The organism is Pseudomonas sp. B21-010, assembly GCF_024749325.1.
GTDB lineage: Bacteria > Pseudomonadota > Gammaproteobacteria > Pseudomonadales > Pseudomonadaceae > Aquipseudomonas > Aquipseudomonas kilonensis.
Map to the genome: position 1 here is coordinate 2844931 of NZ_CP087198.1, position 23481 is coordinate 2868411.

A 23481-nucleotide genomic window follows, 5' to 3' on the forward strand; every position below is an offset into this window, starting at 1 on the left:
GCGCAGGGCATGCAGCAGCAGACGACTCTGCGCGCGTCACTCCGGTAAGCCTGCTTGAACGTTCATTCCTGCTGTTCGACCGTCATCTTGTCGGGCCGGGGCCAATCCTTAGAATCCGCCCCATCAGCCTCTTCCGACTCTCGAACCTACAGGGAACACCACCATGATGAATGCCATGCAGATGCCGATGAACGCCAACATGCCGATGATGCCAATGATGGGCATGCCGATGATGATGGCGACCATGACCTGCGAAATGATGGATGACGGCATGCTGTGCAAAATGATGCCCGCTGCCGGCATGGACATGGCCATGTTCAAGAACAGCGCCGACATGATGCAAATGATGATGAACTGCGGCATGCCGATGATGATGCATTGCGGCAACATGAGCATGATGTGCATGTCCCCGGCGAGCATGGCCATGCCGATGGCGAGCATGATGATGCCAATGCCGATGATGGGCATGCCGATGCCGTCGATGAAGTGTGTGATGGAATGTACGGTGATGGCTGACTGCATGATGTGCAAAGTCATGCCGATGGCCGGCATGAACATGGACATGATGAAAAGCTGCTGCGCCTTGATGATGAAGATGATGAACGACTGCAGCATGCCGATGATGATGAGCTGCAACGGTATGCCGATGATGTGCTGCACCTGCTGATTCGTTGCTACGGTCCGTTTGCGGAGTTGGTATTTTGTGTTGAGGTATGTGTCAGGGGCGGTGTGTATATCCGTTGCTGCGGTAACGGCGGCTTATGGTTCCGCTCTTACAGCGGCTCACTTTTGAGAAGCCCGGGAGCCGGCCCAGTCAAAAGTAAGCAAAACGCTTCTGCCCCACCACTCGGCACCTCGCCTAGGCTCGGTGTGCCCTCACTCCGGCATTGCTCCGTGGGCCGCCGCGAAGGGCCATCCATGGCCCAGCGCGGCTACCTCGGCATCCATGCCGAGGTGCCCACTGCGCAACGCCTGCGTTCGGCCATCGTGGTTAACGGGGCGCCCGAGATCAACGTCCACCCCGAGGCGGCCTTATAGCCGACCTGGCTCTCCCGGTCATACACCCGTTAGTTCTGTGGGAGCAAAGCTTGCTCGCGATGAGGCCAGCACATTCAACATCTTCATTGACTGAACCACCGCCATCGCGAGCAAGCTCGCTCCCACATTGGATCTTCAGCAGACACAATATTCGTGTACACCCGAAGTCCCTTTGTGGGAGCGAGCTTACTCGCGATGAGGCCGGCACATCCAACATCTTCATCGACTGAACCACCGCCATCGCGAGCAAGCTCGCTCCCACATTGGATCTTCAGCAGACACAATATTCGTGTACACCCGAAGTCCCTTTGTGGGAGCGAGCTTGCTCGCGATGAGGCCGGCCCATCCAACATCTTCTGAGCTGGTCTAATAGTCCCGGACACCTCAATAGGTGAAACTACACCTATTGAGGAGTATTCCATGACCAAGAAGTACAGAAAATTCGACGCCGCTTTCAAGCTAAGAGTCTGCAAGATGATTGTTGACCAGGGCCTGAGCGTGAACTCCGTTTGTACCGATTTAGACTTGAGTGACACGGCCGTGCGCCGCTGGGTCCAGCAGTACCAAGCCGAGCAGTTAGGTGGTACAGGGATTGGCAAACCGTTAACCAGCGAGCAACAGCGTATTCGTCAGCTTGAGCAGCAGATCCGCGAGCTGAAGACGGACAACGACATATTAAAAAAAGCTACGGCCTTCTTTGCCCGCGAATTGAAGTGATCCACCAATTGGTTCACCAAATGCAATGCAAGGCCTACTCGCTAATACGTATCTGCCGGGTTTTGCGGATCAGCCGTTCGGGGTTCTATGAAGCTCGTCAGCGGTCTTTTAAGCCAAAAGCTGTCTGTCCGATTGCAGCTCGGGTCAAAGCTACGTTCATGACCAATGAGCACTGTTATGGCAGTCGTCGGGTGATGAAAGCGCTGCGTAGCGATGGCGTATCCATTGGGCGGCACAAGGTCCGTCGGCTGATGAAACAACAGGATTTACGCCCGATCTGGAAGCGCAAGTTCGTTCATACCACCGACAGTAATCATAATTTCCCGGTAGCTGAGAACCTGCTCAACCGCCAGTTCAACCCCGAGCAGATCAACCAATCATGGGTTGCTGACATCACTTATATTCGCACCCGAAGCGGCTGGCTGTACTTGGCGGCTGTCATGGATTTGTATTCACGCAAGATCGTGGGCTGGGCCATGGCACCGCATATGCGCGCAGAGTTGGTGTGCGGCGCTATGCAACTGGCCATCACACAGAGACAGCCTGAACCGGGTCTGATCGCGCACTCAGATCGGGGCAGCCAGTATGCAGGCGTTACTTACCAAACCTTGCTGACACGACATGGCTTGCGCTGCAGCATGAGCCGCAAGGGCAACTGCTGGGACAACGCAGTCATGGAGCGTTTCTTCTTGAACCTGAAGATGGAGCGCGTTTGGAGGAAAGACTATGCCAACCATGATGAAGCAATCAAGGACGTCACGGATTACATTGTGCGGTTCTACAATGAACGACGAATGCATTCATCGTTAGACTATTTGCCGCCCAATCAGTACGAGCGGCAAACAGCCTGAAAACACCGATTGAGGTGTCCGGAAAAAGTTGACCACCTCATTCATCGACTGTGACACCGCCTTCGCGAGCAAGCCCGCTCCCACAGGAGGAACGCGGTCACCCAGAGCCAGGTCGGCTATCAGGCCGCCTCGCGGTGGACGTTGATCTGGGGCGCCCCGTTAACCACGATGGCTGAACGAAGGTGTTGCGCAGTGGGCACCTCGGCATGGATGCCGAGGTAGCCGCGCTGGGCCATGGATGGCCCTTCGCGGCGGCCCACGGAGCAATACCTTCGTTCAGGCATGCCGAGCCTAAGCGAGGCACCGAGTGGTGGGGCAAAGCGCTTTTGGTTACTTTTGGCTGGTCCGGCTCCCGGCTCTTCCAAAAGTGACCCGCTGTAAGAGCGGAACCGTCAGTGGCCGTTACCGCAGCAACGGATATACACACCACCCTGCCTTTCAGTCCAGGCGTTCCGGATAGGTAACCACCAGATACGCCACCGCTTCACTGTCGGCCGGGTTGCGATAGCGGTGAGGCTGGTCGGCATAGAACAGAATCGAATCGCCCGTGGAGAGCAGGTAGCGCTCGTCGTTGACGCTGATCTCCAGCACACCTTGGGACACCACCAGGTTTTCCTGGACGCCGGGCCCGTGCCCTTCGGACTGGTCCTCGCCCAAGGGGCTCAGGCGCAGCTCGTAGAATTCCGACTGGCGTGCCACATCGAACGGAAACAAGGCGCGGCTGACGAACGCACCATTGGCGCTGACCAGGCGTTTGCTCTGGCTGGCCGACAGCACGGCCACCCCTTCGAAAGCCCGGTGTTCCAGAAACGCGGCCACCGACACCTTCAAGCCCTTGGCGATTTTGCACAGCACCTTGATCGACGGCACGCTGCGTCCGGATTCGATCTGCGCCAGCATGGCCCGGCTTACCCCGCACTGGCGGGCGAGGGCGTCGAGGGACAGGTGTCGCTTGCCGCGCAGGCGTTGCAGGTTCTGCGCAACCCGTTCGCAGATAGGATCCTCATCCAAGGCTTCCAGGTGATTGAGGTCCACTTCGGGTTCATCGGTACTCGCCAAAAAGCGCGAGGGTTCCTGGGCGCTCACGCCTGGTACGTCCTGGTCGGCTGGGACGCCTGGATCCACTGGAGCGCCTGGTAACCGGCATTACGCGCGTACATTTCCCACATGGCCCGGGCCAGTTGCTGGGCCTGCTTGCGTTTGCGGAATTGGACGAAGTCGATAACGTTGTCAGTCGGTTTCATAAGGCACTTCACTGTCGTGACCAATGGGACGGGATGAGCTGAGAGTACGTGGTTATGTTTATAACCATAAATACTAATTGTTTATTTATTAATTCTTTTGTGTTCTTAGCGAGACGCCTGATCAAATCACGTGGGCGCGGTGCAATTCGGTCAGGGCCAGCGCCTTGAGTCGGGCCAGCAACGGGTCGCGCCGGTCACGCGGGTGGTCCAGTTGCACCGCTAATTCTTGGCGAATGCGGCTGGGGCGGTTATCCATCACCAACACCCGGTCGCTCAGGTACAGCGCCTCGTCGACATCATGTGTCACCAGCAACAGGGCGATGGCGTGCCGCTCGGCCAGTTGCAGCAACAGGTCCTGCAGTTTCATCCGGGTGAAGGCATCCACGGCGCTGAAGGGCTCGTCCAGCAACAGCACCTGTGGTCGCGAGTACAGGCCGCGGGCAATCGCCACCCGTTGCGCCATGCCGCCGGACAACGCCTTGGGCAAGGCATCGGCAAAACCCGTGAGGCCGACTTCCTCGATCAACTGCGCGACCCAGGCCTGGTCGTAATGGTCGTCATCGCTGAAGCCTATGTTCTGCTGCACCGTCAGCCAGGGCATCAACCGCGGTTCCTGGAACACAAAGGCCAATTGTTCGGTGTGGCTGAGCAGTTGCCCTTCAAAGTCCTTTTCCAGGCCGGCGACGATGCGTAGCAAGGTACTTTTGCCGCAGCCGCTGGGGCCCAACAGGCTCACGGTTTCCCGTGGCTGCAATTGCAGGTGGATGTGATTGAGTACGGTGGTGGCGGCGAAGGTCTTGCGCTCGACGTGGATCTCCAGCAGGGCTTGGGTCATGGCTCACTCCTCGGTGCCGTTAAAGGTGTCGCGCCAGGCCAGGAAGCGTTTCTCCAGGCCGGCAAGCAGGCCGTCGCTGAGCTTGCCCAGCAGGGCGAGCACGATGATCGCGGCCAGCACAATGTCTGGGCGCGAGGTTTCGCGACCATCGCTGAGCAGGTAGCCCAGGCCTTTGGTCGCGGCGATCAGTTCGGCTGCCACCAGGAACATCCAGGCCAGGCTCATGCCGCTGCGCAAGCCGGTGAACAGGCCGGGCAGGGCGGCCGGCAGGAGAATTCGCCGCACCAGACGGCGGCGGCTGAAGCCGTACATGTGGCCGACCTCCACCAGTTTGCGGTCGATGTTGCGAATCGCCGCCACGCCATTGAGGTAAACGGGAAAGAACGCGCCGATGGCGATCAGTACCACTTTCGAGGTTTCGTCGATGCCCAGCCACAGCAGGAGCAATGGCACCCAGGCCAGGCTGGGGATCGAGCGCAGGCCGGCGAAGGTCGGCTCCAGATAGGCTTCGGCTTCCCGGCTCAAGCCCACCCAGGCGGCGAAGACCAAGGCCAGGCCAGCGCCAATGACAAAGCCCAACAACACTCGCAAGAGGCTGGCGCTGATGTGTTTCCACAGCGCACCTTCGGCCAGGTCGCCGAGGGTCAGGGCGATCTCGCTGGGGGCCGGCATCTGGTAGGCGGGCAGCCAACCGATGCGCACGATGATCTCCAGGAACACGATGATCAGCACCGGCAGGGCCAATCCCTTGAGGCGCAGCCGCCAATGGTCGGGATTGAACAGCGGCGCTTTGCCTGGTGTGGACAGCGCCAGGCGCGGGCTGGAGAGGTCTTTGCTGTTGCTGCTCATGGCGGTTCTCCGGCAACGCCGAATCCGCGCCAGGCGCGGATTGGTTGTCGCCTGGGCTAGGGGTTATTGGCGGGCCACGGCCTGCTGGCGGCCGGTGTCGAGCAATTGATCGATCACCTGGTCGACATTCACCCCGCGACGTACCAACTCTTCGGAGACCAGGATCGGCGCGGCAGCCTTGGAAGCCAGCACATCCTTGGCGCTCAACTGCGGGCTGCCCAGGTCGGTGCGCGACAGTTGCAGCTTGGCCACTTCCAGCGGCAGTCCGGATTCGTCGGCCAATAATTTAGCCAGTTCTTGCGGATGCTCCACCGACCACGCCCGGGCCTGTTCGTAGGCCGCGAGCACGGTGTTGATCGTCTGCGGATGCTCCTGGGCATATTTCTCCGTGACGCTGACCACGCCGTAGCTGTTGAAGGCCGGGTTGCGATACAGCAGGCGCGATCCGGCCTGCACTTCGCTGGCGGCCATATGCGGGTCAAGACCGGCCCAGGCATCGACGTCGCCTTTTTCCAGGGCGGTGCGTCCGTCCGGGTGCTGCAGGTGCACCAGCTCCACGTCGTCTTTTTTCAGCCCGGCCTGTTGCAGGCTGCGCAGGGTGAACAGATAAGGATCGGTGCCTTTGGTGGCGGCGATTTTCTTGCCCTTGAGGTCGGCGATCGTCTGGTACGGCGAATCCTTGCGCACCACCAGGGCGGTCCATTCGGCGCGGCTGTAGACATACACCGACTTGATCGGGCTGCCGTTGGCCCGGCTCAGCACCGCGGCGAGGCTGGCAGATGAAGCGAAGTCGACGCCGCCACTGTTGAGGTATTCCAGGGAACGGTTGCTGCCCTGGCTCAGGACCCAGCTGACCTTGGTCTGGGGCAGGGCTTTTTCCAGATAACCGAAGTGCTTGAGCACCAGGCTGACCGGTGAGTAATAGGCGTAGTCCAGGTGCACTTCGGCCGGAGGGCTTTCTGCGGCCAGGGCCAGGGACGGCAGGCCCAGCGCCAGGGCGCAGGCGCTGATCAAGTATCTGGCACGGGCCAGGGAGAAGCGGGCGTCGGGTTTCATGGAGCAGCTCCAGACAAGGCGGCGAGAAGGCAATGTTCTTATTTCCGAAAGATCGGACAGCGGAAGAAAATACCGCCTGAAAGGAATATTGCAGGCTCTGTGCCATAGCCGGCGAAAGGGCGTTTTTCGGGGGGCGCCATGGGGTAAAGGCTTCAAGGCGATGTTGCCCAGCCAACAGTCTGTTGCGGCACTGTTGCACCCTGGACATTGGCTGCCTGTGACTATGAGCTTATGCTTTAAAAGAATTTCTAATGTGAATTCCAAGAGCGTTATGTTCTATGAAATTCACTCAGGAATGTCTTCATGAAGTTCGCCCGATCCCTGCGCCGTCTGTTCCTCAGCACATTGTTCACCGCACCTTTGGCCCAGGCCAGCGAGCCCTTGGTACTGCACGTCGGTGACCAGAACTATTACAACGTACGGGCGTCGGTGGAGGCTTCGGGTGTGCTTGAGGGCGCACCTTACCAAGTCGACTGGAAACACTTCCAGGCCGCAGCGCCCTTGGCCGAGGCGCTGAGTACCGGCGATCTGGACCTGGGTTTTCTCGGCGATTCGGGTTTTCTGTTCCTGGCTGCCAAACAGGCGCCGGTGAAACTGATCGGTGTCTCGCGGCAGAACCCGGACACTATCGCGCTGCTGGTGCCCAAGGATTCACCGGTCAAGACCATCGCCGACCTCAAGGGCAAGAAAGTCGCCTATTGGCCCGGTGCCTGGAGCCAGCAACTGACTTTGCGCGCCCTGGAGCAGGCCGGTTTGCCAGAGAACCATGTGGCATTCATCAAGCTGATGCCGATCGACGCGGCGGCGGCCTTGCCCCAGGGCAGCATCGATGCGTTTCCGGTGTGGGAGCCCTACATCTCGCAACAGATCCTGTTCTCCGGCGCCCGGCCGATCCTGACGGCGAAAAACCTCATGCCCGGCCTCAGCGCCATTGCCGCTTCGACGCCGGCCATCGACAGTAAGCGTGAAGCCATCGCCGATTTCCTCGGGCGTGTGAAACAAGCCCGCGCCTGGGTCGACAACCACACCGACCAGTACGCGGACCTGTGGGCGAAAAAGGCCAATCTCGACCAGAACGTCTCGCGTCATTGGTTGCGCCAGGCACACATGAGTGTCGGCCCGGTGGACCAACAGGCTGCCGCCGACCTGCAAAGCACGGCGGACTTCCTGTTCAAGGTCAAGGCGCTGCCGGCACCGCTGGCCACTGCGGGGATTATCGACACGTCCTTCAACCAGGCCTTGAGCGAATAAACCGAGCCCCGGCCGCAGGCCTTTGTGGGAGCGAGCCTGCTCGCGATAGCGGAGGGTCAGCTTGCAAGGATGTTGAATGTGCCGCCGCCATCGCGAGCAAGCTCAGCTCCCACAGTTTTCCGGGGTGATCATGAAATTCGAGCTCCACCCCGAATCCCGGTGGGAGCGAGCCTGCTCGCGATAGCGGAGGGTCAGCTTGCAAGGATGTTGAATGTGCCGCCGCCATCGCGAGCAAGCTCAGCTCCCACAGTTTTCCGGGGTGATCATGAAATTCGAGCTCCACCCCGAATCCTTTGTGGGAGCGAGCTTGCTCGCGATAGCGGAGGGTCAGCTTGCAAGGATGTTGAATGTGCCGCCGCCATCGCGAGCAAGCTCAGCTCCCACAGTTTTCCGGGGTGATCATGAAATTCGAGCTCCACCCCGAATCCCGGTGGGAGCGAGCCTGCTCGCGATAGCGGAGGGTCAGCTTGCAAGGATGTTGAATGTGCCGCCGCCATCGCGAGCAAGCTCAGCTCCCACAGTTTTCCGGGGTGATCATGAAATTCGAGCTACACCCCGAATCCTTTGTGGGAGCGAGCTTGCTCGCGATAGCGGAGGGTCAGCTTGCAAGGATGTTGAATGTGCCGCCGCCATCGCGAGCAAGCTCAGCTCCCACAGTTTTCCGGGGTGATCATGAAATTCGAGCTACACCCCGAATCCCTGTGGGAGCGAGCTTGCTCGCGATAGCGACAGGTCAGGTTGCACCAGGGTTGAATGTGCCGCCGATGGCTACGCCGCCTCCGCAGCCATGGCCGCCCGGACGCTAGGGCGTGCGGCGATTCGCGCCATGAACGCCGCCAGCGTCGGCCAGTCCTCGATCTGGATATTGAATAACGGCAGCCAGTTCAGGACGGTAAACAAATAGCCGTCGGCCAGGCCAAAGGTGCCCATCAGGTAATCCTGTTGTTCAAGGGCCTGGCTGAGGTAATCCAGGCGCCTGAACAGCTTTGCCCTGAAGATGGCCTTGGTCGGCTCTGCAATATCGGCGTTGAACAGCGGCGCACATCCGCTATGAATCTCGGAGGCAATGAAGTTCAACCATTCCTGCAGGCGAACCCGCTCCCAGGTGCCGTTGGCCGGCGCCAGCGTGTTTGCGGGGACCAGGTCGGCCAGGTACTGGACGATGGCGGGTCCCTCGGTCAGGACATCACCGTTATCCAGCACCAAGGCTGCCACGTAGCCCTTGGGGTTGATGGTCAGGAAATCGAGCCCATCGGCAGTTCGCTTGGTCTGGTTGTCGACCCGAATCAATTCAAAGGGCAAGCCCAGTTCCCGCAACACGATGTGCGGGGACAATGAGCAGGTCATGGGGGCGAAGTACAGTTTCATGGTTTCCTCAAGGTCGGGGGACGTGCCGCCAGAATCCGCGAGGGCCGGAACATTTTCAAAGGACATCTTCAGTGCTAGCGTATGACAAAATCTCATGATCAAGCGAAACCCAATGGCCACAAGAATCCCTTCCTTAAATGGCCTTAAAGCATTCGAGTCGGCCGCTCGGCACATGAGTTTTACCAAGGCTGCGCAAGAGCTGAACGTCACTCAAACAGCCATCAGCCATCAAATTCGCCGGCTCGAAGAGGAACTGGGCGTGCGCCTGTTCTTGCGGCTCAAGGACGGCCTGGCCCTGACAGACGAAGGCCATGCCTATTTTCCAGGCGTTCGTGCGGCGTTCCATGAGTTGCGCTATTGCACCGAGACGTTGCTGGAGAGCCGCAACAACAGCGTCCTGACGATCAGTACCCTGGTTTCATTTGCCTCCAAATGGTTGTTGCCGCGACTGGCGTCATTCCAGCAGGCGTTTCCCAACATTGACGTACGCGTTACGGCATCCACCGAACGGGTGGATTTTCGTAAGGGCGGCGTCGATGCGGCCATTCGTTACGGTTCCGGGGACTGGAAGGGGTTGCGGGCCGACTGGCTGATGGCCGATGAGATCTTTCCGGTGTGCAGCCCCAGGCTGCTGCAAGGTCCGAAAGCCCTGGGGAATCCGGGCGATCTGGCCCGGCACACCTTATTGCAGGTCAGTGGAGTGACTCACAACGACTGGAGTGCCTGGTTGAGTGCCGCCGGCCAACCGAAAGAACTGGCCGAAGGCAGCCGGTTGACATTCGACCTTGCCATGATGGCCGTTCAGGCTGCGGTTGACGGTCTGGGTGTCTGTATCGGGCGTTCCACCTTTGTCGAGGATGACCTGAAGGCCGGGCGATTGGTTGCCCCCTTTGATCTGCGATTGAAGTCTGATCTCGGCTTTTATTTCGTCAGCCCGCATGAAACAGCCGACGCTCCAAAAGTGCAGGCTTTTAGAACCTGGTTGATGGATTCAATGGGTTTTGGCGCCAAAACATAATTACAGCGTACCGTTCAGCCCCCAGCCAGCGAGCCGATATGAACAGAAGGTCCGCTTACTTTCAGGGTTCATCGAGGGTACGTCATGTTTAATAAAACACTAAAAAATGAACTGACGGCTAGGACGGCCGAATTGGCAACATACAAAGGACTGGTCGGCTCCCTGGAGCGGTCGATGGCTGTCATCGAGTTCAGCCCCGACGGCAAGGTCCTTCGGGCGAACGAGAATTTCCTCGCCACGATGGGCTACCGTGCGGATCAATTGGCCGGTCTGTCCCATCGGGATTTCTGCACGCCTGCGCTGGTGGGCAGCGCCGAGTACCGTGAATTCTGGAACCAGTTGCGCGCCGGTCAATTCGTTTCCGGCACGTTTCAGCGCCGCAGCGCGCAAGGGCAGAACGTGTGGCTGGAAGCCAGCTATAACCCGGTAGTGGACGAGCAAGGCCGCGTCGTGAAGGTGGTCAAGTACGCACTCGATGTCACCGCCAAGGTTGCCGCCGAGGCAGAAACTCGTGGTCGGCTGGCGGCACTTGATCGTGCCATGGCGGTGATCGAGTTCGACTTGGGCGGCAACATCCTGACTGCCAACGACAACTTCATGAATGTCATGAATTACTCGCTGGCAGAGCTCAAGGGCAAGCATCACCGGATGTTTTGCGAACCGAGCCTGGTAGGTAGTTCGCAGTACAGTGATTTCTGGCGGCGTCTCAACGCCGGCGAGTTTTTCAGCGGCCAGTTCAAGCGCCTCGGCAAAAACGGCAAAGTCGTCTGGCTGGAAGCCAGCTACAACCCGGTCTACGACGCCGAAGGCAAGTTGTGCAAGATCGTGAAGTTCGCCAGTGACATCACTGAACGGGTGGAGAAATTCGAAGAGGATTCGCGTGGCGCTTCCCGTGCGTACCATATCTCCGCCGAGACCGAGCGAGTGGCCGAACAGGGCGCCCAGGTGATCCACCAGACTGCCAAGGAGATGCGCGAGATCGCCGACAACATTGGCTCTTCCGCGCGTCTGGTTGGGCAGTTGGGGGCGCGTTCGGAAGAGATCACGGCCATCGTCAACACCATTCGCGGCATTGCCGACCAGACCAACCTGTTGGCCCTCAACGCGGCCATCGAGGCCGCGCGGGCCGGAGACCAGGGGAGGGGATTCGCGGTGGTGGCCGACGAGGTCCGGCAACTGGCCGGGCGCACCAGTCGCTCCACCTCGGAGATTGCCGAAATGATCGGCATGATTCTCTCCGAGACCCGCGATGCCGTCGCCAGCATGAACGTGACCCATGAAGGCGCATTGCGCGGCGTCACCCTGGCAGACCAGGCCGGCTCGGTCATCGTGCAAATCAGGAACGGGACCACGGATGCCCTCGATGCGGTGAGCATGTTTGCGTCCAAGCTCGACGAGTCCGAGGTGATTCCCAAGACGGCTATCGGCTGGGTGGGTTGAGGTGAGTTGAGTCCTCGCCCTTGCGACCGCCGGAGTTGCGGGCGCCCTTGCTCGAGCTGACCAAGAACTTTGCCAGCGTCAGGACCTGACCTCCGTTCGGGCCATTCCTCGTGCATCCACCGTTCCATTTTATGAAACGGTGGATTGCAGTTTGTGCGTATTCCAGCGCCGCCGCTTTGGGCAGAAGATAACCCCCAGCCACTTGCACAACCGTGCAAACGATGGCGGAGAATCCCCAACCGTAGCGCACTGGCGCAGGCGTTCAGGCTGCGAGCGCGAGGAGTAGCTGATGGACGAAGCCTTGCAAGCAAAAAACTCGCCCTGGCACGAAGGAGAGCTGGCCTTGCAGCGCTCCGTCGGGGCAGTCGACATGATGACCGGTGTCGGTCAACGGCAACTGGCGCGTACCTGGATGCCGGACCAGCATCGGGAGTTCTACGCCCAACTGCCTTTCGTGGTGCTGGGGGCGGTGGATCGGCAAGGCAATGTCTGGGCGACCCTGCGCGCGGGGCAACCGGGCTTCATGAACTCGCCCGATCCGCAGACCCTGCACATTAACCTCGAGCCTGAGCCGAACGACCCGGCCCAGGCGGGCATGGGCGAGGGCGATGCCATCGGGATGCTGGGGATCGAGTTGCACACCCGCAGACGCAACCGCATGAACGGTGTCGTACGTCGTCAGCTCGACCCGGGGCTCGAGATTTCAGTGAGCCAGGCGTATGGCAACTGCCCTCGCTACATCAACCTGCGCCAGTATCACTTTGTTGACGCGCAGGTCGTTGCGTCGCGTCAACTGACCGTGTCCGACCCACTGGTGCGGCGCCTGGTGACGGCGGCCGATTCGTTCTATATCGCCACCTACGTAGTACGTGATGGCGAGCGGCAGGTCGATGCTTCCCACCGTGGCGGCAAGCCGGGGTTTGTGCGCATGGATGAAGACGGATCGCTGACCATCCCGGACTTTTCCGGCAACCTGTTTTTCAACACACTGGGCAACATCCTGCTCAATCCACGGGCCGGGCTGGTGTTCGTCGATTTCCAGACGGGCGATCTGCTGCAAATGAGCGGCTCGGCGCAAGTGCTGTTGGACGACCCCGAGATCAGCGCGTTCCAGGGGGCCGAGCGGCTGTTGCGCTTTACCCCGCAACGCATCGTGTATCGCCCGGCGGCCATTGCGCTGCGCTGGAAAGACCAGGACGAAGGCGACTCGCCCAATTCAATGATGACCGGCAGTTGGGAGCAGGCCGCCGAGCGCTTGCAGGCCGAGGCGCTGCGTAGCCGCTGGCGTGCATTGCGGGTCGCGCGGGTGGTGGATGAGAGCCACAACATTCGTTCGTTCTACTTGCAGGCGAGCGATGGCTTGGGTTTGCCCCGGTTTGAAGCGGGGCAACATTTGCCGGTGCGGATCTTGTTGGAAGGGCAGAACGCGCCATCGATCCGCACCTACAGCGTATCCAGTGCGCCGTCGGATGATTTCCTGCGTATCAGCGTCAAGCGCGATGGCTCGGTGTCGTCCCACCTGCATGATCAGGTGCAGGCGCTGCACGAGATTGAGGCGCGGGCGCCCCAGGGCCATTTCACCGTCCAGGCCACCGAGCGGCGTCCGTTGGTCTTGCTGGCAGCGGGGGTAGGCATCACGCCGCTGTTGTCGATGTTGCGCGAGGTGGTTTACCAGGGCCAACGCATCAGCCGCATGCGCCCGGTCTGGCTGGTGCAAAGCGCTCGTTCGGTGGCCGACCTGGCTTTCCGTGACGAGATCGACGAACTGGCCGCCCGTGCCGGCGACAAGCTGCAGGTTCTGCGCATGGTCAGCCAGCCGCCCACTGATGGAGGGGGCGCTGAGGGCTATGACCTGGCCGGCAGGATCGATGTGGAACTGCTCAAGAAGCTGCTGCCGCTCAACGACTACGACTTCTATTTGTGCGGGCCGGGCAGCTTTACCCAGGCGCTGTACGACGGGTTGCGCAAACTGCGCATCCCTGACGATCGTATCCACGCGGAGACCTTCGGGCCCTCGACGCTTGTGCGGGATTTGGAAGTGAGCATGCCGGCGCCCGTGCAAGTGCCGGCTGCGAGTGAAGCGGTGAAGGTCTTGTTCGCCAGCTCTGGCAAGGAGGCACGTTGGGAACCGGGCAGTGGGACGCTGCTGGAGCTGGCCGAAGCGCGCGGCCTTAACCCGGAATTCAGTTGCCGCGGCGGTTCCTGCGGCACCTGCAAAACCCGCTTGAGCCGCGGCCAGGTGCATTACCTGAGCCAGCCGGCCGAACCGGTTGGCGACGGTGAGGTGCTGATCTGTTGCGCCGTACCGGCCCAGGGGAGCGAGCCGTTGGTGCTTGAGGTCTAGATCCCTCGACGCACCCGTCCTGGCGCCTCACCGTAGATTTCCTTGAATTTCTTGCTGAACGCAGCCTGGGATTGGTAGCCGACCTGCACGGCGATATCGCTCAGCCCCAGGTGCGAGTGGCTGAGCAGGCTGAAGGCCAACTCCATGCGTACTTGCGTCAACAGCACCCACGGCGAGACGCCGGCCACCTTGACGAATGCGCGCATGAAATTGGCCCGGGACATGCTCGCGATGTCCGCCAGGCCTTGAATGGTCCAGTCGTGGGCAGGGTCAGCCAACATGGCCTGCCAGGCCCGACCCAGACGTTTATCGCCGAGCAGGGCCAGCGAGCCGCTGTCCTGCCCCTGGCTGGCCAGATGCGCACGCAGAATCAGGGTGAACAGCGCCTGTGACAGGGCATCAAGCAAGAAGCGCGCGCCGACCTTGTCCCCATCCGCTTCTGCGCGCATGACTTCCACCAGCGCCGGCAACGGTCCATTGGCCGGTAATGCGCCGCTGGGAATCACCAGGTATTCGGGCAAGGCACCGAACAGCAACGAAGCCCGGTTGAAGTGAAAGCCCCCACAAAGCATGTCCAGCTCCGCGCTGGCGCCGCCAATGCGATGAATCGGCAAGGTGCCCCCGGTCACGACCCGGGGTGAGATCGGCGTTACCGTTTTGCCAGGGCTGTGCATGACGTGAGGGGCACCGCGCGGCAACAGCAGGATGTCACCGGCACGCATGGGCAAGCGCTGCCCATCGGCAAGCTCGACGCGGCATTCGCCGGCCAGCACGATGTGATAGGGCGCTGTGCCCAGGGCTTGCTGTCCGTGATCCAGGGCCCAGTCACCCTGGAACTGACAGCGCAGGTCCAGGCTGCCGCGCACGTTGGCCAGGCTGATGAGTTTATCGATCGCATTCATTTGAGCGTTTCGCCAAAAAACCTGAGCGCATTGAGCAAACTCGAGTGGCGCCAGGGTGAAAAACTGAGGGCGTCAAAACAGTACACCCAACCCACTCAGGAGTTAATGCCATGTTCAATAACTGGTCCGAATTGTTGCCCACCATTCAGAAAGCCTTTGGCGCGCTGGGCCGCAGCAACCCGAAAATGGTCAAGGCCTATATGGCGCTAGGGGAGGCTGCCAGTGAAAACAATGTACTCGATGCCAAGACCCGCGAGCTGATCTCGATCGCCATCGCCGTCACCACCCGCTGCGACGGTTGCATCGCCGCCCACACGGACGCGGCGATCAAGGCCGGCGCGAGTCGCGAGGAGGTCGCGGCGGCCCTGGCAACTGCGATTTCGTTGAATGCGGGGGCGGCCTATATCTACTCGCTGCGGTCGCTTGAGGCGTATGACATGCTGAAAGCGCCGGTGTGATTTGTATGGGGGCATATCCGTTGCTGCGGTAATGGCGGCTGGCGGTTCCGCTCTTGCAGCGGGTCACTTTCGAAAAGCCCGGAAGCCGGCCCAGTCGAAAGTAACCAAAGCGCTTTTGCCCCACCACTTGGTGCCTCGCCTAGGCTCGGCATCCATGCCGGGATGCTCACTGCGCAATACCTAGCGTGGTTTAACGGGGCGCCCGAGATCAACGTCCACCACGAGGCGGCCTGGTAGCCGACCTGGTTCTTGATGGGGACCGCGTTCCTCCTGTGGGAGCGGGCTTGCTCGCGAAGACGGTGTGTCAGTTTACGGTGATGTTGGATGTGCCGGCCTCATCGCGAGCAAGCTCGCTCTCACAGGTTTTTGTGTCGTATGCAGATGCTATGAACACCCGTAAACCCATGTGGGAGCGAGCTTGCTCGCGAAAGCGGTGTATCAGTTTGCAGTGATGTTGAATGTGCCGACGCCTTCGCGAGCAAGCTCGCTCCCACAGGAGAAACGCGGCCCCATCAAGAACCAGGTCGGCTACTAGGCCGCCTCGCAGTGGACGTTGATCTCGGGCACACCGAGCCTAGGCGAGGTGCCGAGTGGTGGGGCAAAGCGTTTTTGGTTACTTTTGGCTGGTCCGGCTCCCGGCTCTTCCAAAAGTGACCCGCTGTAAGAGCGGAACCGCTAGCCGCCATTACCGCAGCAACGGATATACACACCCAAAAAAACACCCCTCTCGGAACGAAATATCAAAACCTCGGTAAGCCTTTTTTGTTCAGTCAGCTGCGATTGTTTCAGATGACGCAATCAAGTCATGTAATTCCTGGGCATTCTCTAAAAACCGTCCGCCAGTGAAACTGATCCCAGAAGCGATTGACCGTTTCGGGTCGTCGCAGCGTTCTCCATCCATCGGGAGATTCCCATGATCGACACGACTTGCACCGGCAACCTTCGGCCCGATACCTCCGTTGCGACTTACCAGGAGCACGAAAGCGGATTCCTGTTGCCCCAATTGATGGGCGCCTTGGCAAGCGAGTCCGTAGGTTTCGTCTCGAACGACCTGTGTCAGCCGCGCGCGCACGGCACTTTGCTGGCGAAGGCTGGCGCCATGGTGATGCGGGTGCTGAAGCTAACGCCGATCGGCTAACGCAGAGCCCGTGGCTAGGCAGAAAACGAAAGCGGGCCATGCATTACGATCGACTAAGTCGACACCGAATCATGGCAGCAGACGCAAAGCTTGTTGCCATCGATATCTCGAAAGTAGGCACCGTAATAATCAGGGTGGTAGTGGGGTCTCAAGCCGGGTTCTCCCTCACACGTCCCGCCCAGTGCCAGCGCTGTCGCGTAGCTGTTCCTCACGGCTTCCCGGCTGGGGGCAAGCAGAGCCACCATTTGTCCGTTGCCGGGTTGGTGCACCTTGCCGTCAAAGGGTTTTCCAATCACGAAGATCGGGCGCGATGAATGCTCGACAATCCAGCCCGCCCAGCCTTTGTGGGCGTCGCTGAATTTCAATGTCAGGCCCAGCCCGGCCATGACCTTTGAATAGAACCCGAAGGCGCGATCAAAATCGGCGATACCTAGAAAAACATGCGAGATCATGATGACTACCGTTTTGCCGTGGGCGCGAGGGTTGTTTGAAATTCCAGCCTACGCTGCCACAGGAATCATCGCGCTGCCAAGTCCGGGCGTCACACGGTGATGAGGCCGTGGACCTGCTTTCCCGTGCCATGCAACAGTGTTTCCGGCTGTAGAACCGGTCTAGGGACTGCTGCGCAGCCCAGCGGGAGCAAGCTCCCTTGCCACGGGGTTGCGCCCGTACTCAAAAATGAAGTCGAGCGCTGCTTTTGTGGCGAGGGAGCTTGCTCCCGCTGGGCTGCGTAGCAGCCCCAAACCAAACCCGCCAAACGATCAAGCCGACAGCGGCGGCGTCCGTGGCGGGACCAGGCGTTTTGAACCGATTGATTCAAACGCCGAAGCCAGTCGCAACAGCGTCGAGTCGTCATAGGCGCGGCCAGCGAACGTCAGCCCGACGGGCATGCCGATGTCCGCCATGACGCCCATCGGCACCGTGACGGTGGGCACGCCCAGATGGCGGATGGCGAGGTTGCCGTTGGCGACCCAGACGCCGTTGCTCCAGGCGATATCGGCAGACACCGGGTTGATGTCCGCATCGGCTGGCCCGACGTCAGCGACGGTCGGGAAGATCACCGCGTCCAGGCCCAGCCGCGCCATCCAGTCTTCCAGATCGATTCGACGTGTCTCTTCAAGCCCACGCAGGCCGTCGGGCAGGGTCGGGATCTGCTCCCACGGCGTGATGCCGCGCTGGGCCATCTTCACGTACTCATCCATGCCAGCGGCCAGATCATCCTCTCGGTTGGGCAGGGTGCCCGGGTCGTGGGGGAAGATCTTCGGTCCGTCGACGTCGGCCAGGCGATTCAACTTCGGATCGCCGTTGGCCCGCAGGAAATCATCGAATGCCCAGGCCGACAGGTCCCACAACTCATGGTGCAGGAACTCTTTGGAAACCAGGCCGCGGGTGAACACCGTCGGTGCGCCAGGACGATCGCCCTCGCAGTTGGACACCAGGGGGAAATCCACCTCGACCACTTCGGCGCCACAGGCCTCAAGCGCCTTGCGCGCTTGCTCCCAGAGCTCGATCACCGAGGCGCGGGTGATGATTCGCTGCCCCGTCGGGCCGCCGATGCCGGGGGCTTCGGCCGTGCCTGCTTCAGGGTCGGCGTTGATGTACATCCGAGGAACGCCGAACCGAACGCCTGCCAGCGCACTTGGGGTGCTGGCAAGGCTCGGATACGAGGCTGGACGAACCGAGTCGACGCTCGGAATCGGCACCCAGGGTTGCAGGCGCCACAGGTCGCCACGGGTGTCCGGGTCCTCGGCGACCACCACGTCCAGCACTTCGAGCAGGTCGGCCATGGTCCTGGCGTAGGGCACGACGACGTCCATCGTCGGCGTCAACGGCCAGTTGCCACGCACCGAGATCACCCCGCGCGACGGCGTATACGCGCACAAGCCATTGTTCGACGCCGGACCGCGTCCACTCGACCAGGTTTCTTCGGCAAGGCCGAACGCCGCGAAACTGGCGGCAGTTGCCGTGCCCGCACCGTTCGAAGAGCCCGAGGCAAACGGCGCGGTGAGGTAGTCGCCGTTGTACGGGCTCTCGGCACGGCCATACACCCCGCGCTGCATGCCGCCGTTGGCCATGGGCGGCATGTTGGTCTTGCCCAGGCAGATCGCCCCGGCGGCGCGAAGCCGTTCGATGGTGAACGCATCGCGATAAGCAACCAGGTCCTTGAACGCCGGGCTGCCGGAAGCGGCAGTGAGCCCCTTGACCAGGTAACTGTCCTTGGCCGTATAAGGAATGCCGTCGAGCGGCCCCAGGGTCTGGCCGCTGGCCCGACGGGCATCGCAGGCCTGGGCCTCTTTCAATGCATCGGGGTTGCGCACCACCACCGCGTTGAGGGCAGTGGGCGTATCGGGGCCGTCGTAGGCATCGATCCTGGCGAGGTAGGCCTGGACAAGCGCCACCGCGGTCGTCTGGCCCGACTCCAGCGCAGCGCGCAATTGGGCAATGGAGACTTCGGTGATTTCGATCATGCTGTTAGCGCCGCGGCAGAGGGATGGCGGGGTGTTCGGGTCCATTGAAGTTGCTCCTGAGACTTCAGGTCATCTCAAAGTGGATATTTATCGGACTTGCGCACTGTACTACGGAATAGCGATCAAGGGCAGTTCAGGTTTGACCAGACTACCTTTCGTACGAGCCAAAATTTTCCACCTTCAGACTTCGTTAAGAAACGGCCTCGATACTTTCTCCCAATAGCCCGAGGGAGAACGTTGACCCATGCCCGATTTCGACTGGAACATCCACCTGCCGCTGGCCTTCGGTGACGCCGGCCCGCCGGTTCGGCACTTGCACCGGGCGTTGCCGGGACAAGCTCGGCGAGCCGAGTTCGAAGCGTTCATCCAGCAGCGTTTTCGCCAGGTTCACGGCGCCGATATTCGTCACTTCATGCCGGAGCTGTTCGGGCTCGACGATGTCCACGGCACGCTCTGCGCAGCCGCTGGCGTGCGCCGGGCCGCCCAGGGGCCGCTGTTCCTCGAGCATTATCTGGACAGCCCCATCGAGCCCTTGATCAGTGCCGCCGCCGATCGTCCGGTGGAGCGCGCCGGCATTGTCGAGGTTGGCAACCTGGCCGCCAGCGACACGGGCAGCGCCCGGCTGAGCATCATCGCGATCACTTATCTGTTGGCCATGGGTGGCCTGGAGTGGGTTGCGTTCACTGGCAACATCGGCCTGGTCAACAGCTTCCATCGCCTGGGCCTCAAGCCTGTGACGCTGTGCCCGGCCGACCCGCAGCGCCTCGGCGAGGACCGTCATCTCTGGGGCCGCTACTACGAAAGCCAGCCGTGGGTTCATGTCGGAAACATCCGCGCCGGTTTCATTCATCTGCGCAATAGCGGCCTGTTCAATCGCCTGGGACTGCCGACGGACCTCGGAGAAACCAGCCATGTCGCCTGAAATGGAACGTTTCAAGCGCACCCTGCGTGGTCATGCCGAGCGCAGGGGCCACGCCGTGGCCCTGTGGGGCGACGGCTCGCAACTCGACTACGCGACACTTTATTCCGAAGTGGTGTACCGCCAGCAGCGTTTGCGCGATGAACACATCCGTGTTGTCGCCCTGGCCCTGGACAACGGCATCGAAGCGATGCTCTGGGACCTTGCCGCACTGTTCGAAGGGCTGACCTGCGTCATCCTGCCCGGTTTTTTCAGCCAGGCTCAACGTCGGCACTGCCTGGAACAGAGCCAGGCCGAGCGAGTGATTGCCGAGCCCGCGTTCGAAGCGCAACTGCAAGCTGCCGGATACCAGCACAGTGGCGAGTTCTGGCGACGGCACTTCGACGGACCGAGCCGTTTGCCGGCAGGCACCGCCAAGCTGACGTTCACCTCCGGCACCACCGGCACGCCGAAGGGCGTCTGCCTGAGCGCCGACAGCCTGTTGCGGGTGGCCCGTGAACTGGAGCAGGCCAGCCAACCGGTCGAGGCCAGGCATCACCTGGCGTTACTGCCCCTGGCGATTCTGCTGGAAAACCTTGGCTGCTATGCGGCGTTGTATGCCGGTGCCATGCTGAGCCTGCCCAGCCAGAAAACCCTCGGCATCCAGGGCGCCAGTGGGGTCGACCCGACGCGGCTGCTGGGATGCCTGGCCGAGCGTCGGGCGCAGAGCCTGATCCTGGTTCCGCAGCTGCTGTTGATGTTGGTCATGGCTGCCGAACAGAAGCTGTTCAACCCGCACATCGTGCGATTCGCCGCCGTTGGTGGGGCGCGGGTGTCCCACGATTTGTTGCAGCGGGCCCAGCGTGTTGGCCTGCCGGTGTTTGAAGGCTATGGGCTGTCGGAGTGCGCCTCGGTGGTCTGCCTCAATCGGCCACAGGCTCATCGTGCCGGCAGTGTCGGCCAGCCGCTGCCCCATGTGGAGATCCGCTTGGCCGATGACGGCGAAGTCCTGATCAAGGGCTCGACGCTGCTCGGTTACCTGGGTGAGCCACCGCACGCCAGCGAATGGTGGCCCAGCGGCGACCTCGGTGAGTTCGACGAAGACGGTTTCCTTTACCTGCGCGGTCGCAAGAAGCACCAGTTCGTGACCAGTTTCGGTCGCAACGTGAACCCCGAATGGGTTGAAGCCGAGCTCACCCAGGGCGGTGACATTGCCCAGGCCTTCGTTTATGGCGAAGCCATGCCGCACAACCATGCGCTGCTCTGGCCCGCCCGGGCCGACTGCACGGATCAAACCCTGGAGCTGGCCGTGGCCAAGGCCAACGACACGCTGCCCGACTACGCGCGGGTCCATCACTGGACGCGCCTGGACCAACCCTTCAGCGCTGCCAACGGCATGCTCACCGCCAATGGCCGGCCACGCCGGGAGGCCATCGTCGAGCATTACCGCGCGCAGCTCACTTCATCTGTCTTGTCCGAGGAATCCCCATCATGAGTTTTTTTGACACGTTGCAAGAAGCCACCCAGCAAGAGCGCCAGACCCTGTTCAATCTGCCGATCATCCGCGACGCCCTCAACGGCCAGGTCAGCCTGGCCAGTTACCGGGGGTTCCTGATCCAGGCGTATTACCACGTGCGCCACACCGTACCGTTGATGATGGCTTGCGGGGCGCGCCTGCCAACGCACCTGGAATGGCTGCGCAAGGCCGTGTGCGAATACATCGACGAAGAGTACGGCCACGAGCAATGGGTGCTGGATGACATTGCCGTGTGCGGTGGCGATAAGGAAGCGGTGCGCAACGGCCAGCCTTCGTTGCCCATTGAGCTGATGGTCAGTTACCTCTACGACTTGATCGCCCGAGGCAACCCGGTGGGCCTGTTCGGCATGGTCAATGTGCTGGAAGGCACCAGTATCGCCCTGGCGACCCATGCCGCCGACAGCATCCGCCAGCGCCTGGAATTGCCGCCCACGGCGTTCAGCTACCTCAGCTCCCATGGTTCGCTCGACATCGAGCATATGCAGACCTATCGCGGCCTGATGAACCGGCTGGAGGATCCGGCGGACCAGGCTGCGGTGATCCATGCCTCCAAGGTGGTGTACCGGTTGTACACCGACATGTTCCGCGGCCTGCCGCGTGACGGGGAGCATGAACATGCACCTGTGTGATGCGCGTGTCGTGCTGACTGGCGCCAGTGGCGGAATCGGCCAGGCCATCGCCGCCGCGCTCTGCGCCAGTGGTGCGCGAGTGCTGGCCGTGGCCAGGCATCGCGAAGCCTTGCAGCCGTTGCTGGAGCGTTATCCGCAACACTTGAGCTGGGTCGAAGCCGACCTGACCTTCCTCGCCGACCGGCGCAAAGTGCTGGTCGCCGCCGAGGCCCTGGGCGGCATCAACCTGTTGATCAATGCCGCCGGCGTGAACCACTTCGCCATGCTCGAGCAACTCGACGACAGCGAGATCAACGCGATGCTGGCGCTGAACATCGGCGCGCCGATCTGCCTGACCAAGCTGCTTTTGCCACTGCTCAAGCAAGCTGACAGTGCGATGGTGGTCAACGTCGGCTCGACCTATGGCTCGATCGGCTACCCGGGCTATGCCAGCTACTGCGCCAGCAAGTTTGCCTTGCGCGGTTTTTCCGAAGCCTTGCGCCGAGAGTTGGCCGATACCCGTGTCGGGGTGCTCTACGTAGCGCCCCGGGCCACCCGTACCTCGATGAACAGCCCGGCAGCGGATGCGCTCAACCAGGCCCTCAAGGCCAACGTCGACGACCCGCAAACCGTGGCGGCGGCGGTGATCCACGCGATTATCGGCGACCGACGCGAGTTGTATCTGGGCTGGCCCGAACGCTTTTTCGTCGGCCTCAACAGCCTGCTGCCCAACCTGGTGGACCGTGGCCTGCGCAAGCAATTGCCACTGGTACGCCGTCTCAGTCACAAACCCGAAAACGAGCATCCCAAGCCATGAAAAAAATCCTCGCTTGCCTGTTGATCGGCACCCTGAGCCAAAGCGTCTGGGCGTTGGAGGCGGCCGACCAGCAACGTCTCAGCGACATCCAGCAGAGTTGGGCCCATATTCAATATGAAGTGCCCGAAGGCCAACGCGCCGATGCATTCGAAAAACTCGCCGTCCAGGCATCGGCGTTCAAGCAGGAGCGCCAATCGGTGGCTGAAGCGTGGATCTGGTCTGGCATCGTCAACAGCAGTTGGGCCGGTGCCAAGGGTGGGATCGGTGCACTGGGCAAGGTCAAGGATGCCAAGGGCGACCTGGAAAAAGCCCTGACCCTGGACCCCAAGGCCCTGCAAGGCTCGGCCTACACCAGCCTCGGCGCACTCTACGACCGGGTGCCGGGCTGGCCCCTGGGTTTCGGCGACTCCGACAAGGCCGAGCAATTGCTCCAGCAGGCGTTGCAACTCAACCCGAACGGCATCGACAGCCTGTACTTTTGGGGCGATCACCTCTACCGTCAGAAGCGCTATAGCGAAGCCAAGGCAGCGCTGCAAAAAGCCTTGCTGGCAGCACCGCGGCCGGGTCGGGAAACGGCCGATGCCGGGCGCCGCAAGGAGATCGACGCATTACTGGTGGATGTGAACAAGAAGCTGAACTGACAG

General features: G+C 61.2%; 23 protein-coding genes and 2 pseudogenes. 15 read left to right on the forward strand and 10 right to left on the reverse strand.

Annotated features, from left to right (window positions below; translation table 11 throughout):
• Positions 1–163 precede the first annotated feature (163 nt).
• The 3 genes from LOY50_RS12480 (at position 164) to LOY50_RS12490 (ending at position 2606) form a co-directional block, all read left to right on the forward strand.
• A complete protein-coding gene (locus tag LOY50_RS12480) occupies positions 164–667 on the forward strand; it encodes a hypothetical protein (RefSeq protein WP_077506097.1) in 504 nt (167 codons plus the stop codon).
• A 227-nt stretch (positions 668–894) separates the two neighbouring features.
• Positions 895–1038 carry a hypothetical protein gene (locus tag LOY50_RS12485; RefSeq protein WP_258691302.1) on the forward strand — a complete coding sequence of 48 codons (144 nt, stop codon included), beginning with the start codon at positions 895–897 and terminating at the stop codon, positions 1036–1038.
• Positions 1039–1458: 420 nt separating this feature from the next.
• Positions 1459–2606 (forward strand): IS3 family transposase gene (locus LOY50_RS12490; RefSeq protein ID WP_258689295.1). Its coding sequence is split into 2 segments (ribosomal slippage): positions 1459–1714 and positions 1714–2606, totalling 1149 coding nucleotides; the frame shifts between segments, so codons are not numbered across the junction.
• Positions 2607–2725: 119 nt separating this feature from the next.
• Here the strand turns inward: LOY50_RS12490 and LOY50_RS12495 are convergent.
• From LOY50_RS12495 to LOY50_RS12520, 6 genes are all read right to left on the reverse strand, one after another.
• Entirely contained in the window at positions 2726–2866 is a 141-nt protein-coding gene (locus LOY50_RS12495) for a hypothetical protein (protein WP_258691303.1), read from the reverse strand.
• Positions 2867–3044: 178 nt separating this feature from the next.
• Positions 3045–3641, reverse strand: a complete 597-nt coding sequence (locus LOY50_RS12500) for a helix-turn-helix domain-containing protein (RefSeq protein WP_162493997.1) — start codon at positions 3639–3641, stop codon at positions 3045–3047.
• Between the two features lie 47 nt (positions 3642–3688).
• Entirely contained in the window at positions 3689–3850 is a 162-nt protein-coding gene (locus LOY50_RS12505; RefSeq protein WP_258691007.1) for a hypothetical protein, read from the reverse strand.
• A gap of 121 nt (positions 3851–3971) precedes the next feature.
• Positions 3972–4685, reverse strand: coding sequence for an ABC transporter ATP-binding protein (locus tag LOY50_RS12510; RefSeq protein ID WP_018605145.1), 714 nt, complete (start codon positions 4683–4685; stop codon positions 3972–3974).
• Positions 4686–4688: 3 nt separating this feature from the next.
• Positions 4689–5534 (reverse strand): ABC transporter permease, encoded by an 846-nt coding sequence (locus LOY50_RS12515; protein ID WP_258691008.1) that lies wholly within the window; start codon positions 5532–5534, stop codon positions 4689–4691.
• 63 nt (positions 5535–5597) lie between these two features.
• Positions 5598–6590 (reverse strand): aliphatic sulfonate ABC transporter substrate-binding protein, encoded by a 993-nt coding sequence (locus LOY50_RS12520; RefSeq protein ID WP_258691009.1) that lies wholly within the window; start codon positions 6588–6590, stop codon positions 5598–5600.
• 303 nt (positions 6591–6893) lie between these two features.
• Here LOY50_RS12520 and LOY50_RS12525 point away from each other — a divergent pair, with 303 nt between their 5' ends.
• On the forward strand, positions 6894–7841 hold the full coding sequence (locus LOY50_RS12525; RefSeq protein WP_258691010.1) for an ABC transporter substrate-binding protein: 948 nt from the start codon (positions 6894–6896) through the stop codon (positions 7839–7841).
• A 768-nt stretch (positions 7842–8609) separates the two neighbouring features.
• Here LOY50_RS12525 and gstA read toward each other — a convergent pair.
• Positions 8610–9209, reverse strand: a complete 600-nt coding sequence (gstA, locus tag LOY50_RS12530) for a glutathione transferase GstA (protein WP_258691011.1) — start codon at positions 9207–9209, stop codon at positions 8610–8612.
• 112 nt (positions 9210–9321) lie between these two features.
• Between gstA and LOY50_RS12535 the strand changes: the two genes are divergently transcribed.
• The 4 genes and pseudogenes from LOY50_RS12535 to LOY50_RS12545 all read left to right on the forward strand — a co-directional run bounded on the left by LOY50_RS12535 (position 9322) and on the right by LOY50_RS12545 (position 14011).
• Complete coding sequence (locus tag LOY50_RS12535; RefSeq protein ID WP_253478508.1) at positions 9322–10227, forward strand: transcriptional regulator GcvA; 906 nt, start codon at positions 9322–9324, stop codon at positions 10225–10227.
• Between the two features lie 174 nt (positions 10228–10401).
• Positions 10402–11079 (forward strand): annotated as a pseudogene (locus LOY50_RS29135) (PAS domain-containing protein); the annotation flags it as partial.
• A gap of 114 nt (positions 11080–11193) precedes the next feature.
• Positions 11194–11667, forward strand: a pseudogene (locus tag LOY50_RS29140) (methyl-accepting chemotaxis protein); the annotation flags it as partial.
• A 289-nt stretch (positions 11668–11956) separates the two neighbouring features.
• Positions 11957–14011, forward strand: a complete 2055-nt coding sequence (locus tag LOY50_RS12545) for an FAD-binding oxidoreductase (RefSeq protein WP_258691013.1) — start codon at positions 11957–11959, stop codon at positions 14009–14011.
• Here the strand turns inward: LOY50_RS12545 and LOY50_RS12550 are convergent.
• Positions 14008–14913: an AraC family transcriptional regulator gene (locus tag LOY50_RS12550; protein ID WP_253474028.1), complete on the reverse strand. Its 906-nt coding sequence runs from the start codon at positions 14911–14913 to the stop codon at positions 14008–14010. The two genes, LOY50_RS12545 and LOY50_RS12550, sit on opposite strands and share 4 nt — an antisense overlap.
• Before the next feature lie 110 nt (positions 14914–15023).
• Here LOY50_RS12550 and LOY50_RS12555 point away from each other — a divergent pair, with 110 nt between their 5' ends.
• The gene (locus LOY50_RS12555; RefSeq protein WP_003201101.1) at positions 15024–15371 is read left to right on the forward strand and encodes a carboxymuconolactone decarboxylase family protein; all 348 of its coding nucleotides are present in this window, start codon (positions 15024–15026) and stop codon (positions 15369–15371) included.
• 913 nt (positions 15372–16284) lie between these two features.
• Positions 16285–16509, forward strand: coding sequence for a hypothetical protein (locus LOY50_RS12565; protein WP_258691014.1), 225 nt, complete (start codon positions 16285–16287; stop codon positions 16507–16509).
• Positions 16510–16562: 53 nt separating this feature from the next.
• On the opposite strand, the gene LOY50_RS12570 is transcribed toward LOY50_RS12565, so the two are convergent.
• Both LOY50_RS12570 and LOY50_RS12575 read right to left on the reverse strand, forming a co-directional pair.
• The gene (locus LOY50_RS12570) at positions 16563–16961 is read right to left on the reverse strand and encodes a VOC family protein (RefSeq protein WP_258691015.1); all 399 of its coding nucleotides are present in this window, start codon (positions 16959–16961) and stop codon (positions 16563–16565) included.
• A 309-nt stretch (positions 16962–17270) separates the two neighbouring features.
• Complete coding sequence (locus tag LOY50_RS12575) at positions 17271–18977, reverse strand: amidase (RefSeq protein WP_258691231.1); 1707 nt, start codon at positions 18975–18977, stop codon at positions 17271–17273.
• A gap of 244 nt (positions 18978–19221) precedes the next feature.
• Here LOY50_RS12575 and LOY50_RS12580 point away from each other — a divergent pair, with 244 nt between their 5' ends.
• From LOY50_RS12580 to LOY50_RS12600, 5 genes are read left to right on the forward strand one after another with little or no spacing between them, the layout of a single operon-like run.
• Entirely contained in the window at positions 19222–19899 is a 678-nt protein-coding gene (locus tag LOY50_RS12580; protein ID WP_258691016.1) for a thermostable hemolysin, read from the forward strand.
• Positions 19889–21370, forward strand: coding sequence for an AMP-binding protein (locus tag LOY50_RS12585; protein ID WP_258691017.1), 1482 nt, complete (start codon positions 19889–19891; stop codon positions 21368–21370). The genes LOY50_RS12580 and LOY50_RS12585 overlap by 11 nt, the downstream gene beginning before the upstream one ends.
• Positions 21367–22041 (forward strand): TenA family transcriptional regulator, encoded by a 675-nt coding sequence (locus LOY50_RS12590; RefSeq protein ID WP_214511789.1) that lies wholly within the window; start codon positions 21367–21369, stop codon positions 22039–22041. The genes LOY50_RS12585 and LOY50_RS12590 overlap by 4 nt, the downstream gene beginning before the upstream one ends.
• Entirely contained in the window at positions 22028–22837 is an 810-nt protein-coding gene (locus tag LOY50_RS12595) for an SDR family oxidoreductase (protein ID WP_258691232.1), read from the forward strand. Before LOY50_RS12590 ends, LOY50_RS12595 begins: the two co-directional genes overlap by 14 nt.
• Positions 22834–23478 carry a tetratricopeptide repeat protein gene (locus tag LOY50_RS12600; protein WP_214511787.1) on the forward strand — a complete coding sequence of 215 codons (645 nt, stop codon included), beginning with the start codon at positions 22834–22836 and terminating at the stop codon, positions 23476–23478. Before LOY50_RS12595 ends, LOY50_RS12600 begins: the two co-directional genes overlap by 4 nt.
• The last annotated feature ends 3 nt before the right edge of the window (positions 23479–23481 follow it).